Source organism: Myxococcus qinghaiensis (assembly GCF_024198215.1).
In the GTDB taxonomy this organism is placed as follows: domain Bacteria; phylum Myxococcota; class Myxococcia; order Myxococcales; family Myxococcaceae; genus Myxococcus; species Myxococcus qinghaiensis.
On record NZ_JAKCFA010000023.1, the window covers coordinates 159,381 to 172,417 of the forward strand.

Annotated in this window: 13 protein-coding genes; 6 read left to right on the forward strand and 7 right to left on the reverse strand. The window is 69.5% G+C overall.

Going from position 1 to position 13,037, the window contains the following annotated elements; genetic code table 11:
• Positions 1 to 22: 22 nt before the first annotated feature.
• Positions 23 to 880: a hypothetical protein gene (locus LZ199_RS35020; RefSeq protein WP_253998118.1), complete on the forward strand. Its 858-nt coding sequence runs from the start codon at positions 23 to 25 to the stop codon at positions 878 to 880.
• Here the strand turns inward: LZ199_RS35020 and LZ199_RS35025 are convergent.
• Positions 871 to 2,646, reverse strand: a complete 1,776-nt coding sequence (locus LZ199_RS35025) for a methyl-accepting chemotaxis protein (protein WP_323390104.1) — start codon at positions 2,644 to 2,646, stop codon at positions 871 to 873. The two genes, LZ199_RS35020 and LZ199_RS35025, sit on opposite strands and share 10 nt — an antisense overlap.
• 348 nt (positions 2,647 to 2,994) lie before the next feature.
• On the opposite strand from LZ199_RS35025, the gene LZ199_RS35030 reads away from it, so the two are divergent.
• Entirely contained in the window at positions 2,995 to 3,186 is a 192-nt protein-coding gene (locus LZ199_RS35030) for a CsbD family protein (RefSeq protein WP_253998120.1), read from the forward strand.
• A 75-nt stretch (positions 3,187 to 3,261) separates the two neighbouring features.
• Here the strand turns inward: LZ199_RS35030 and LZ199_RS35035 are convergent, their stop codons facing one another.
• On the reverse strand, positions 3,262 to 3,420 hold the full coding sequence (locus LZ199_RS35035; protein ID WP_253998121.1) for a hypothetical protein: 159 nt from the start codon (positions 3,418 to 3,420) through the stop codon (positions 3,262 to 3,264).
• A 664-nt stretch (positions 3,421 to 4,084) separates the two neighbouring features.
• On the opposite strand from LZ199_RS35035, the gene LZ199_RS35040 reads away from it, so the two are divergent.
• Together LZ199_RS35040 and LZ199_RS35045 are read left to right on the forward strand one after the other, a co-directional pair.
• Positions 4,085 to 5,032 carry a universal stress protein gene (locus LZ199_RS35040; protein ID WP_253998122.1) on the forward strand — a complete coding sequence of 316 codons (948 nt, stop codon included), beginning with the start codon at positions 4,085 to 4,087 and terminating at the stop codon, positions 5,030 to 5,032.
• A 43-nt stretch (positions 5,033 to 5,075) separates the two neighbouring features.
• The gene (locus LZ199_RS35045; RefSeq protein ID WP_253998123.1) at positions 5,076 to 6,938 is read left to right on the forward strand and encodes an ABC transporter ATP-binding protein; all 1,863 of its coding nucleotides are present in this window, start codon (positions 5,076 to 5,078) and stop codon (positions 6,936 to 6,938) included.
• An 87-nt stretch (positions 6,939 to 7,025) separates the two neighbouring features.
• Here the strand turns inward: LZ199_RS35045 and LZ199_RS35050 are convergent, their stop codons facing one another.
• Positions 7,026 to 7,301: a hypothetical protein gene (locus LZ199_RS35050; RefSeq protein ID WP_253998124.1), complete on the reverse strand. Its 276-nt coding sequence runs from the start codon at positions 7,299 to 7,301 to the stop codon at positions 7,026 to 7,028.
• Between the two features lie 92 nt (positions 7,302 to 7,393).
• Complete coding sequence (locus tag LZ199_RS35055; protein ID WP_253998125.1) at positions 7,394 to 7,972, reverse strand: DJ-1/PfpI family protein; 579 nt, start codon at positions 7,970 to 7,972, stop codon at positions 7,394 to 7,396.
• 1,080 nt (positions 7,973 to 9,052) lie between these two features.
• Here LZ199_RS35055 and LZ199_RS35060 point away from each other — a divergent pair.
• Positions 9,053 to 9,403: a hypothetical protein gene (locus tag LZ199_RS35060; protein WP_253998126.1), complete on the forward strand. Its 351-nt coding sequence runs from the start codon at positions 9,053 to 9,055 to the stop codon at positions 9,401 to 9,403.
• A gap of 18 nt (positions 9,404 to 9,421) precedes the next feature.
• On the opposite strand, the gene LZ199_RS35065 is transcribed toward LZ199_RS35060, so the two are convergent.
• Positions 9,422 to 9,766 carry a thioredoxin family protein gene (locus LZ199_RS35065; RefSeq protein WP_253998127.1) on the reverse strand — a complete coding sequence of 115 codons (345 nt, stop codon included), beginning with the start codon at positions 9,764 to 9,766 and terminating at the stop codon, positions 9,422 to 9,424.
• A 463-nt stretch (positions 9,767 to 10,229) separates the two neighbouring features.
• On the opposite strand from LZ199_RS35065, the gene LZ199_RS35070 reads away from it, so the two are divergent.
• Positions 10,230 to 11,672, forward strand: coding sequence for an SMI1/KNR4 family protein (locus LZ199_RS35070; RefSeq protein WP_253998128.1), 1,443 nt, complete (start codon positions 10,230 to 10,232; stop codon positions 11,670 to 11,672).
• A gap of 313 nt (positions 11,673 to 11,985) precedes the next feature.
• Here LZ199_RS35070 and LZ199_RS35075 read toward each other — a convergent pair whose 3' ends face one another.
• Positions 11,986 to 12,258, reverse strand: coding sequence for a hypothetical protein (locus LZ199_RS35075; protein ID WP_253998129.1), 273 nt, complete (start codon positions 12,256 to 12,258; stop codon positions 11,986 to 11,988).
• A gap of 108 nt (positions 12,259 to 12,366) precedes the next feature.
• On the reverse strand, positions 12,367 to 13,014 hold the full coding sequence (locus LZ199_RS35080; RefSeq protein WP_253998130.1) for a SanA/YdcF family protein: 648 nt from the start codon (positions 13,012 to 13,014) through the stop codon (positions 12,367 to 12,369).
• Positions 13,015 to 13,037 lie beyond the last annotated feature (23 nt).

Genomic DNA, 13,037 nt, shown 5'->3' on the forward strand with positions numbered 1-13,037 from the left:
TGTCCCTGGAGGTCGCGAGAGCATGCCCTTCTTCATCCCGTTCGCGGTGGGTGGCCTGGTGCTGACGGCGCTGGGGCTCGGCGTGAAGCGGGCCTTCGATGAGGGCCTGATGGGACCTCCTGACCCACCGGAGGTCCGCGCGGCGAAGCAGCGGCACGCGGCGGCGCTGGGGGCGCTCAAGTCCGCCCGGCTGGGGGTGCGGGACACCATGGCCTCGCTCGGCGAGCGGCAGGCCAGGGCGAAGGCGCACGTCGTGGAGCCGCTGCGCGGCCTGCTGGCGCGGCTGGAGCGGTGGGAGCACGCGCGGCGCGAGGACGTCCTCCCGCCGGAGGCCCTGGCCGCGCTGGAGGCGCTGCCTCCCGAGCCCGTGTCCCGAGGGACGCGGCGCGCGTGGCCGCTCTTCGGCGCGGGGGCGACGGCGCCTTCGGAGCTGGTGCCGGTGCTGGAGTGGCTGGAGCGGGGCTGGCTTCAGGAGGACGCGGTGCCGGTGGTGCTGGATGGGACGTCGCTGTTCGACGCCGCGGCACCCTGGGCCACCTCGCCCGCGCCGGACACGGTGGAGGCGCGCGTGCGAGGCCTGGATGACCGCGCGGCGATGCTGACGCGGGCCACGACCTTCCTGGAGGAATTGCTCACGCGCCTGGCCACGCTCGACGCGCGCGTGGGAGTGCTCCAGGGGCGCGCGGAGGTCCAGCTGACCTACCTGGACGCGGCGAGCTTCGAGGAGGGCGGCGCGGAGCCTCGCGAGCGGCTGTCACGCCTGGGCGTGCTCGCGGGGCGCCTGGTGGTGCTGCTGTGCGCGCCGGTGCTGTCGTCGGAGGGGAGGCTCGTGCCGGAGCCTCCCGTGTCACCCGAGGAAGCGTCGCTGGCTCAGACGTAGCGCTGCGCGAGCTGGGACACCTGGCCCGTGGCGTGGGTGACGGCGACGGCGGCCTGCTGCGTGGTGTCCAGGTGGCGCAGGGTGTCCGTCGTCAGCTCGTCCAGCTCGCGCACGGCGGCGAAGAGCTGGTCCACGCCCTGGTGCTGCTGGGCCACGGCCTCGGCGATTTGACGCACGGCGGACGCGGACTCTCGCGACAGCGTGGCCAACTCGCGCAGCCGCTCTCCGCTGTTGCGCAGCGGCGTCAGCGCCGTCTCCACGCCCGCGGCGCCCTTGTTCGTCATCTCCGTGGCCTCGGTGGCGGCGGAGGCCATCGTCTCCAGCAGGCCGCGCACCTGGTTGGTGGCCTGGACGGACTGGTCCGCCAGCTCGCGCATCTGCCGCGCCACCACGCCAAAGCCCTTGCCGTGCTCGCCCGCGCGCGTCGCTTCGATGGCCGCGTTGATGGCCAGCATGTGCGACTGGTCCGCCAGCGCCTTCACCACCTCCGACACGCGGCCCACCTCGCGGGCGCGCTGCTCCAGGTCCATCATCTGCTCGTGCAGCCCGTCCGCGATGTCGCGGATGGAGGCGAGCCCCTTCTCCGTGCCGAGCAGGGACTCCTCGCCCAGCCGGCCCACGGCCGCGGCGCGCTCGGCGACCTGGAGGATGCTGGTGGCTCGCGAGGCCGCCACGTGTGACGCCTGCTGGATTTCCTGCGCGGTGGCGCGCGCCTGATGCAGCGCCGCGGCCTGGCGCGACAGCGTCTGGTTCTGCTGGCTGCTCGCCTCCGACAGCCGCGTGCCGGCCTGGGCCAGGTCACCCGCCGAGGAGCGCAGCGAGCGCGGCAGCTCCTGGAGACGCTGGTAGAGCTGCCACGTCGTCGCGGCCAGGTCTCCCAGCTCGTCCGTGGACACCCAGCGCGGCGGCGCGGCGCGGCCTTCCACCAGCGCCTCCAGCGACGCCCCCACCGCCCGCGAGCCCTTGGCCAGCCTTCGCGCGGCCCACGCCGCCGTGAGGATGGAGCCCAGCGCCGCGTAGCCACCGAACATGACGACGGGCAGCACCAAATCCCTTTGCAGCGGCGCCACCGTGGCGCGCACGCGGTCCGCCGACGCGGCCTGGCCTCGCGACGCGATGTCCGTCGCCAGCTCGCCCAGCTCCCGCTCGATGCGCAGGTGCAGCGTGACGATGCTCGTCAGACACGTGACGAGCAGCGCGGACACGACGGTGGCGGGCAGGAGCCACAGCTGTCGGGGCGCGAAGCCGTCGCCCGCGGGCCGGCTGCTGGGCGCCTTCTGGTACGCGTCCAGCACGGTGGGCATCAGCACCTGCTCATAGAGCATGTACAACAGCGGGCTGCTGAACAGGCCCGCGCTCATCGACACCGCCACGCCCACCGGCACCACCGACAGGGGCCGGTCCAACAGGAGCGCCACGCCGCCGTTGAAGAGCACCCCGCCGATGAACCACGACACCATCGACTCGCCGAACGCCAGCGTGGAGGGGATGCGGATCAACCGCTCCACGCGCTGCTTTCCCTGCGAGGCCATGGCGCGCTTCAACAGCCACGGCAGCACGAGCATCGGCTGCGCCACCGCGCACAACCCCAGCACCAGCGGGGTGATGACTCCCAGCAGGATGCGCGTCGCGCGCGGTCCCTCCAGTGAGAGCAATTGCATGTCCACGTACAGGGCCGGACAGAAGGCCACCGTCGTGATGAGGGACCGCAACATGTACATCCGCCAGAACAGCGCGCCAGGGGTCGGAAGCGGAGGAGTAGACATCGGGAAGCAGTGACTCCGGGGTGGCAGTGACCTGAGCGTGCGGGCCGGCGCGCTCTGCGTCAACGTCCCGTTTCAGCCTGAGAGGAGGATTCCAACCAGGTAGCGTGTCTGCCTGGCCGTCAGGACCACGTTGGAACCCTACCCGCAGTCTATCTGCATGTCAGGCAATTCCAGGAAAATTATGGGATTACCACCCGATGAGAGAGGAAGGCCTGACACCGGCACCTACACGCCTTCCGCCGCTTCCAGGGCAGGCGAGCGTCTTCCCTCCGCCTGCACGCCTACGCCGGGGTGTTCACACTCACACCACAACGGCTCTCAGGAGCTCACAGCCAAAGGAGACGCGTCATGGGTGAGTTGATCGACAAGGCCAAGGGCAAGATCAAGGAGACCGTGGGCGCCGCGACGGGCGACCGCTCGCTGGAGGCCGAAGGCAAGGTCGACACGGCGAAGGGCCACGCCAAGGAGAAGGTCGAGGACGCCAAGCGTGCGGTCCGGGACGCGGTGGACGACAACAAGCCTCGCCGCGATGAGCCCTAGTCCGCTGTCACGAAGATGAAGCTGACGGTCGGGTCGCGGGGCATGCCCTCGCGGCCCGTCGCCGTCGTCGCCGCCCTAACGCTTCACCGCGGGCGGACACGCCACTTCAAGAAACGTCGTGGTCTTCCCACTGAGCATCACCCACAAGCAGCGCAGCACACAGCCCGCGCCGAACTCTCGGTAGATGAGACCCAGATTGGTGACCACCTCTCTGCTGGTGATGACCCCTCGCATTGGCCCTCCCCCTTCTGCTGCATCCCGTCCGTCCCGCCACCTCACCGCGCTGCCGCCGCACCCCTTCTGCAAACCCCTGGCCGTCGTTCGCGCGGCCCGCAGGCGTCGCTCTGTTGCTCTGCGGACGTGCCAAGCGGGCCAATCCTCAGATCGAGGCGCGGGCCCCTCGCGGCTCACGGGAGATACGGACACCCGCTGCCTGGAGTTTTTTCAGGGAGGCCGTCCACCGTGCGACGCACCGCTCCTTCCCGCGCGCAGCGGGAGCTCGCACCCTCGCCACCCTTCATGACGTCGCGCCCTCGTTGAGCGCGGTGTCGTGCTCCACCCTCACCCAGGTCTGAGTCGAGCAGGCGCGACTGTCAGCGCCTGAGACGCCGGGGCATGCGCCAGGCGCACGACGTCCAGGCCGGAGGGCGCGGAGGACGCGCGAGGACAGGAGGGCTTCATCGACTGCTCGGGCATACGGCGTCCCCGGAGCCTGGGTGGCATTTGAGCGCGTCGGCCTGAATCTTCGGTTCGAGGACTGGGATGTCGCCGCGAGTCAGCAGCGGCGGACCGACGAGCAACGGCTCGCCCAGGTCGTGTCGGGTGCATGGGATGGCGTGTCACCGCCCCACGGCGCCGACACTAAAGAAGTGAGGACAGACGAAAGGAGGGTCTCGCGATGAGGCAGCACGAGCTGACCCGGATGGCCATTCCCTTGGCGTCGTCCCAGGGGCCCTTCCGAGGACCCCGGGGCATGACACGCCTGGTGGTGGCGACGGACTTTTCATTGCGCTCCGAGCTGGCGCTGGCGCGTGCGCTGCGGTTGCCGCTGGGGCAGGGCGCTTCCTTCACGTTGCTGCACGCGGGGCCCCTGTTGGAGGGCACCCCCGCGGGAGGCGTCGTGGCGGGAGAGCGCTGTCTGCGCAAGGCGGTGAGCGCGGTGGGTCGTCGGCTGCGGCAGCGGCCGGACGTGACGGTGCACGAGGAGCTGCGGCGGGGAGACGCGGTGGATGCGGCGGTGGCGGTGGCGCGCGAGCGGGGCGCGGAGCTGGTGGTGCTGGGCGGCGTGCACGTGACGACGCCGGGGCGGGAGCTGGGGGAGCGCTCGACGGTGCGGCGCATGGTGAGGCGGCTGGACACGTCGGTGCTGACGGTGTTGCCGCATCCGGCGCGGCCGTATGCGAACCCGCTGGTGGCGGTGGACTTCTCGCGCGAGTCCCGGAGGGCGCTGGAGCTGACGTTGCGGTTGTGCCCCCTGACGCCCGTGGAGGTGCTGCACGTGGTGGACACCCGCGCGGACGAAGCGGCGCTGCGCGAGCGGGGGGCGTCCCCGGAGCGCTTCCTCGTCCTTCAGCGGGAGCGGGAGGACGCCGCGAGGGTGGCGCTCGCCCGCTTCCTGGCTCCCTACCGGGAGACGGGGCGCGAGCTGGAAGCCCGGCTGCGGGGAGGAGAGCCGGGGGAGAGCATCCTCGCGCACGCGGCGGAGCTGGGCACGGACCTGCTGGCGCTGGCGGGCTCGGGCCCGGGCTCAGGAGAAGGGTGCGGCGTCTCGCTGGCGGAGCGGGTGCTGGCGAGGTCCTCGTGCGACGTGCTGGTGTCCCGGCACGAAGGACACGCGGTGTCGTGAGGGGCCAAGCGCGCGGACGCCGGGCGCGTTATGAACGCGCCCTGTGTCTCCTCGTCCTCTTGATTCCACGCCCCCCGCGAAGCCCTCTCTCAAGGAACGCCTGAAGGGCGCCGGAAGCCTGTTCCGGCAGCTCCCTGGCACCTTCCACCTCTTCTGGCGGGCGAGCCCTCGGGGGGCGGTGTTGCTGGGCGCCCTGACGCTGGTGGCGGCGGTGATGCCGGCGGCCATCGCCTGGGTGGGCAAGCTGATTGTGGACGCGGTGGTGGCGTCCGCGCAGGGCTCGGCGGAGGCGCACTCGCGCGTCTACGGCCTGGTGGGGTTGGAGTTCGGGTTGATGCTCGGCGCGGGCGTGGTGGAGCGGGGCCTCACGCTGACGCGGGAGCTGTTGCGCGCCAACCTGGGCAACCTGCTCAACGAGCAGATTCTCCAGAAGGCGCTGGCGCTGGAGCTGCGGCACTTCGAGGACTCGGACACCTACGACAAGATGCAGAACGCGCGGCGCGAGGCGAGCAGCCGGCCGCTGTCGCTGGTGATGCAGGCGTTCTCCATCGTCCGCAACGCGATTACGTTGTCCACCTTCGCGGCGCTGTTGATTGCGCTGTCTCCGTGGAGCGTCGTCGTGCTGGTGGCGGCGTCGATTCCGGCGTTCATCGCGGAGGCGCGGCTGGCGATGGCGGGCTTCAGGCTCTACTCGTGGCGTGCGCCGGAGGGGCGCAAGCTGAACTACCTGGAGTGGATCCTCACGCGCGACAGCCACGTGAAGGAGGTGAAGCTCTTCGGGTTGGGGGAGTTGGTGCTGGGGCGCTACCGGGAGCTGTTCCGGAAGTTCTTCGCGGAGGACCGGGCGCTGGCCTTCAAGCGGATGGCGTGGGGGTTGGGGTTGGGTCTGCTGTCGCTGGCGGCCTTCTATGGCTGCTATCTGTTCGTCGCGGGGAAGGCGGCGGACGGGGCCATCAGCGTGGGCGACATGGTGCTGTACCTGGGGGTGTTCCGGCAGGGGCAGGCGGCGTTCCAGGGCATCCTGACGAGCGTGGGCTCCATGTACGAGGACGCGCTCTTCATGAGCAATCTCTTCACGTACCTGGAGATTCCGACGGGCGCCGAGACGGCCCGGGTGACGCCGGCGAAGTCACCGCCGCGCGGGCCCACCAATCACATCGAGCTGCGCGACGTGTCCTTCCGCTATCCGGGGAAGGAGGCGTGGGCGCTCAGGCACGTGTCGTTGACGCTGCGGCCGGGACAGAAGCTGGCGCTGGTGGGGGAGAACGGGGCGGGGAAGAGCACGTTGTTGAAGCTGCTGTTGCGGCTGTACGAGCCGACGGAGGGGGCCATCCTCTACGGGGGCGTGGACATCCGGGACATGGAGGTGGGGGATTTGCGCAGCCGCTTCGGGGCGGTGTTCCAGGACTTCGTGCGCTACCAGTTCAACGTGGCGGAGAACATCGGGTTGGGGCACGTGCCGGCGCTGGAGGACCGGGGCCGCATCGTGAAGGCGGCGGAGCAGGGTGGGGCGAGCGGGGTGATTGAGACGCTGCCCAGCCAGTACGACACGATGCTGGGCGGGTGGTTCGAGAAGGGGCAGGAGCTGTCGGCGGGGCAGTGGCAGAAGCTGGCGGTGGCGAGAGCGTTCATGCGTGACGACGCGGAGGTGCTGATTCTGGACGAGCCCACGGCGAGCATCGACGCGGAGGCGGAGCACGCGTTGTTCGAGCGCTTCCAGGCGCTGGCGGCGGACCGGATGGCGATTGTGATTTCGCACCGCTTCTCCACGGTGCGGATGGCGGACCAGATTGCGGTGCTGCACAACGGCGGCGTGGACGAACTGGGCAGCCACGACGCGCTGATGGCGAAGGACGGGCGCTACGCGCACCTGTTCCGCTTGCAGGCGCGCGGCTACCAGACCTGAGGCAAGGCGCTTCAGCCCCGCTCGCCGCGCAGTCGCTCCAGCTCCGCGAGGGCCTCGGCCAGGCGACGTCCACTCCGAGGCCCGACTTCAGGGCGAGGGCGGCTGGTCAGGTCCCCCGGCGTGGCGCTGGCGCTTCTCGCGTGCCTTGTCCAGGCGGAAGAGCACGAAACCCAGGGCGAAGAACACCGCGGCGAACGAGACGCCCCCGCCAATGAAGCCGCCGACGAAGCCACCGAGCCCACGCACGGCGCCTCCAACGAAGCCGTCGAGCCCCCAGATGGGCTCCGAGGTGATGCCCCACACGGCGCCAGCGATGCCGCCGAGGGTGGCGCCAGCGAGGAGGACGGGCTCGATGAGGTTCATCGTCTTCCTCGTGCGCGGTGGGAGGAGCGGTGCTCCCACCATTGAAGCACATGGGCTCGGAAGCCGCCTGGGGACACTGTCCGCGCGAGGGCTCAGGCGGGCTGGTGCTCGCGCCCGAACTCCGTGACGAACTCGGCCAGGGACTTCGTGGCCTCGGGATGCAGGGCGCCGAGCACCTCCGAGGCGAAGCTCGCGGGCGCCGAGCCGGACGCGGTGACAATCCGTCCACCACGCACCGCGCGCGCTCCGGGTCGATAGTGCGCGGCGCCACGGTAGGCGGGGACATGCTGCTGGAGGAAGTCGAGGGCGTTGCTGGTGTGCGCGCAATCATCGAGCAGGCCAGCCCGGGCCAGCGCGAGCGTCGCGCCGCAGATGCCGGCGACGACGAGGCCCGCGTCCGCCGCGCGCCGCAGCAGGGGCGTGAGGTCGGGGCTCGCGGGCGTCATCCAGAGCGAGGAGCCAATCAGCACGAGCGCCTCGGCCTGGTCGGTGGCGAAGTCCTCGAGCGCGCCGTTGACCTGGATGGTCATCCCGCCAATCGAAGGAACCGGGCGGCCCCCTGGAGACCACCACGACACCTGGTCGCCAAAGTCCTCGCGAGCCACCGCCGCCAGCAGCGCGGGCTCCCAGTCGGCGAACGGCTCCACCACGACGAATGCGATACGGGCCAACAGCGTGCTCCTCGTTGAATGAGCCCCGAGGATAGGGAAATCGGCCGCGACTCTCCAGACGAGAGAAGTCCCGCCGCCAAGGCAAAGCAGCGGCGGGGCCCTCTCGCCCTGGGTTTTAAAGTCATACAGCTTCAGTCAGCCGAAGTCGTCCCGTTCAGGACAAGGGACGGCGGTTCGCGACCGCCCGTTGGCGTGCGATGAATGGGGCGATGATAGTGGTTGATGTAGTCAATGACTTCGCGGTGTGATGTCCGCAGCACGAATGGACGGGGTTCGTGCGATTCGCCAGTGCGTCAGTTCGTCCAGCGGATGTGCCACGGACCGCCCTTCCAGTAGCAGACGCTATACGCATTGGGCTCGCAGTCACCACACGCCGTGTTCGGAATCTGAATGAGCTCTCCATTGCAGCAGCGGACGCCGCAGGTCCGCAGGTTGGGCGAACATGCCTCCTTAACGGTCAGCGAGCAGGCCAGAGCCGCGACCTCACCGTCCTCCGTCACAGCCTCCATGCTGACCTCCTCGCCAGGCGCGGCCTCGGCGAGGGCCTGCTCCTCCGGGAGCGGACCTCCGCACGCGGTCAATGCCACGATTCCAGCCAACAGCGCACAACGACGCAGTCCTGTCATGAACATGAGTGGCTCCGCTTTCTTTGGCGTCTGGGTTTCTGATGGGCCCAGCAGACGCAAAGACAGTAAGTCATGGAAGGACCGGAAATGCAATATGATGGCGTGTAAGTGGTTGCCGAAGTCAATGAGTTGTCCGGCGGGTCTGCCCATGGAGTTCGGGACGTGAGCTGGGATTCCCTCATGCCACACGGCCCCACCAGAGGCTCCAGGACCCTCCGGCGGGACGTGGGCGGGAACTCTGCTCAGGGACGGGCGTCGACGAGGGGGAGGGTGCTTCGGTGAACCCAGGCTCTCTGAGTGCGCGTGGGGGCACGAGGACTCTCACCGAAACCTCGTAGCCCTGCGGGGCGGACGCGCTCTTGTCCATACCTCCCCGGGGTCGGTCCCTCACGCGCGCGCTTGTGGAAGCTTCCCGGGGGGCCTGCATCCGCAGGACTCGACCAGTGGGGAATCAATGACTGTCAGATACGACGCGGAAGTCATTCGCACGCATGCACAGGAACTCTATGACCAGGCGCGGGGCATCGTCTTCGTGTGGGGCTTCATGGGGCTTGTCGGAGGAGGCATCGCTGGCGCGGTGCTCGACTCGGCGATGAAAAGCGGGCCGATAGGGGCCGTGGTCGTCGGCTGCATCGGAATGGTGCTGGGGGTCCGCTCGGCGAGGTCGCGGGCCTTTGTCCTCCAGCTCCAGGCGCAGCAGGTGCTGTGTCAGGTCGCCATCGAGGTGAACACGCGCCGGGCCGCCGATGCCATGGTGGCCGCCGCGAGTCCGCCAGAAGGCGCGCGGCTCACCCAGACAGGCTGAGCACGGCGCCGTGAGGCGTTACGCCGTCGGCAGGTGTTCGCGGACGACGCCGAGCCAGTACTCCTTGCCGTAGTACTGGCTCATCTTCCCGATGAGCTTCCCATCGCGGAAGAGCAGGAACGTGGGGATGCCGTAGAGGCCGAAGCGGTGGGCCAGCGACTCGTGCTGGTAGGCGTTCACCTTCACGACTCGCATCGGCGCTCCGTCCAGTTCCGAGAGGAGCATGGGTTCGGCCGCCGCGTAGATGTCGCAGTTCGGGCAGCCGTCACCCCAGAAGTCCACCACCACCAGCTCGCCCTTCGGCTCCATGACGAGCTGGTCGAAGTTCTCCGCCGTCCCCTCATAGCTCACGGGATGTGCCATGCCCCTTGCCTAACGGGTCGCTGTGCCGGCTTCAAGCCGGGCTCGACCAGGGTGACGTCCTTCGGGGGAGGGGGTGCGCCGGTCGTCATCCCGCCGGGTCCGCCCTGCTTCGCGTGGGGCTCGACGTGGCTCGTGTCGACGCCAGGACACAGGGGTTTGGGACAGGCGGGTCGGCCACGGGCGCGTCGTGGATCAGCGGAAGAGCGATGGGCCACCTGGGGTCTGGGACGGGGTCGGAGGCTGGGGCCCGGTGGCTCGGTGGCGGGTCCTCCTCCCGAGGGAGGGGATGGATGGAGCCCAGGCCGGGCGTTGTCAGGGTAGGTGGCCAGGAGGGGTCGGCGGGGCCCTACCTCTGGGGGCTGGATCATCCCGCGCGGGGGCGAATGAAAAGCCGAACAGGCGCACTGCGCGGGAGGGCACAGCCGCCGTAAGGTTGTGGCAATGGTTGTGTCGTGGAGGGGTCATGCACGAGTGGTTGCAGGCACTGCGGAAGTCAGCGAAGGCAGCGTCATCGGGTGTGTCCGCGGATGAGGTCCGGTGGGCGGAGACGGAGTGTGGCGTTCCATTCCCAGAGGACCTCGGCCACCTGTACCTGTCCTTCAACGGGGGTGAGTTTCACGGAGACGTGAGCCTCTTCCCGCTGCATGGGCCCGAGGGCTCCGTGAGCGTGCTGGAGAAGACGCGGCTGAAGCTGGAGGGGCTCCCGGCGGCGGGCGTGTGGCGCATCGGGATGAAGGGGACTCACCGGCACCTGTTCTCCGCGCGCAAGTCGGCGATGGTGGAGCAGGGGGATGGGGGCGGGCCGCTGCCAGGCTGGGTCCAGGCGCTGGGTGACGAGGAATGGATTTTCGGCACCTGGGAGGGCGAGAAGCGCGAGATGCGGCTGTACCGCACGTTGAAGGAGATGCTCGACGTGCTCGTGCCTCCGGCGGAGGTCGAGAGCTTCGGTGAGCGCACCTTCGCGCGGGCGCTGAACGCGGTGCTCCAGGGCGCGCTCTCTGGCGTCGCGGCGGACGACGAAGAAGAGGTGAAGGAGGAGGGCGTCGAGGAGGAGGTGCTCGTCGAGGCCGAAGAGGAAGAGGACCCGGGCGCTCAGCGCGAGCTGGCCTATGAGTACGACGACGACATGTCGCGCGGACGGAAGGGCGACGAAAGTGTCGGGTTCGGAAAGAGTGGCGCGAAGGTCGGTGGTGGGAAGAAGGCTCCGTTGAAGGCGGCGGTGACGCAAGTGGAGCTCTTCGTGCGGCCGACGATGCAGGAGGCGCTGCGCAAGGAGCTGGGGCCCGAGAAGAAGGCGCCCAAGAAGAAGCCGTCCGCTGCCCAGGCGCCGGAGACGAAGTCCCTCGCCGAGCCTGTCGCGAAGAAGGCCAAGGCGAAGGAGGCCGTGCTGCCCGTCGAGGTGAAGCCTGCGAGTCCTCCTCCGGCCGAGCCTGTCGCGAAGAAGGCCAAGGCGAAGGAGGCCGTGACGCCCGCCGGGGTGAAGCCGGCGAGTGCTCCTCAGGCCGAGCCTGTTGCGAAGAAGGCCAAGGCGAAGGAGGTGGCTACTCCACTGGCGCTGGCGCCTGTGACGAGCGCTGTGAACAAGGCCGCCGGCAAGGAGCCCGCAGCGAAGAAGGCGCCTGCGAAGGTGGCCGCCGAGAAGAAGGTACCGGCGAAGGCACCGGCGAAGAAGCCTGCCGCGAAGAAGGCACCGGCGAAGAAGCCTGCCGCGAAGAAGGCACCGGCGAAGAAGCCTGCCGCGAAGAGGGCACCGGCCAAGTCCGCCGTGAAGAAGCCTGCCTCGAAGAAGGCAGTGGCCAAGGGTGCCGCGAAGAAGGCGGGTGCCAAGAAGGTCGCCGCGAAGAAGGCAGTGACCAAGAGCACTGCGAAGAAGGCCCCTACCAAGAAGGCCAAGACGCGGAGGTAGTCACTCCTCGTATCCACGCGCGGCCCCTCGATTCAGCAAGGGGTCGCTCGTGGGCTCGGGGCGAGGCGGCTCCCTGAGGTAGGCAATACGAGAAGACCGTCTCGACGTCAGCTTGGCGACTCCTCGCCGTTCCTCACCCTCAAGGGAACTTCTGGGAGGAAGCAATGACGAGGGATGCTCTGCACGCGCTCGAAGGCTGGCTTGCCAATCACTCCAACGGAGAGTGGGAACACCAGCGCGGGTGAGGGCGGTGGGGGCAGCGGGCTCGGGCCTCTTCAGCCCGGCCTCGCCATCCCATCGGTGGCTCCGTGAGTCAGCTCTCCGGAAGCTGATCCCTGCGCGCGGGGCGCAAGCGCTCCTCGGGCTGGGCCGTCAGCTCCACTTCGTCCTCTTCCTCGTCACCCCGGCGGAACTCATGAATCTGGTCCGGCAGGATGTCTCGGAAGTCCGGCTCCTCCTCCAGCGGCGGAGTCGCCGCCATGTCCTGGTCGGAGATGTTGATCTCCTCCTCACCGGTGTCCTGATTCACATGGCGCAATGAGGTGGACTCGCCCACGTCCTCCGAACCGAGCTTCTTGAATCGCATGGTGTCTCCTCGCTCAAGCGGGGTGGGCCGGCCGCCGTGTTTCAACAATGAGAACCCGCGAGCACGGCCGCAATTCGTGCCGCCCGCCCGCCTGCCGGGCTCGACGGCTCAGCCCTTCGGGAACGCCGCGCGGCCCGTGGGGTAGACGGGCTCCACCTTCAGCACCACCATGCCCAGCGCCAGCACGCGCGACAGCGTCTCGCGCACGGTGTAGCGCCAGGGCGTCGAGCGCCCCTCGTCAGCCGCCACACCCCACGCGTCGATGCCCACCGAGTTGGCGATGAACAACGCCCGGGGCAGGTGGAAGCGCTGGGTGACGAGCAGCGCCTGGCTCGCTCCGAATACGCCGCGCGCCCGCAGGCAGCTGTCGTAGGTGGACAGCCCCGCCTCGTCGCCCAGCACCGCGGACTCCGGCACGCCGCGCTCCAGCAGATAGCGCCGCATGGCTCGCGTCTCGTGGTGGAAGGGCTTCACCTCGTCCCCGCTCACCAGCACCGCGCGCACCTTGCCCTCGCGCCACAGCGCCATCGCCATGTCCAACCGCTGGGCGAGCACCGGAGAGGGCACCGCGCCCGGTGCCAGCCCCGCGCCGAAGACGAGCGCCACCGGCGCGGACGGCGCCTGGGCCAGCGACACGATGCGCTCCTCGTAGCTCACCCGCACCAGGTGCGAGGTGACGAGCAGGCCCACCGTGCCCACGAGCAGGAGGATGAGGGCCCTGCGCGCCCAGATACCGCTCGCTCGGGTTGGCTTCATGGACCCTGGAACCACCGCTCCAG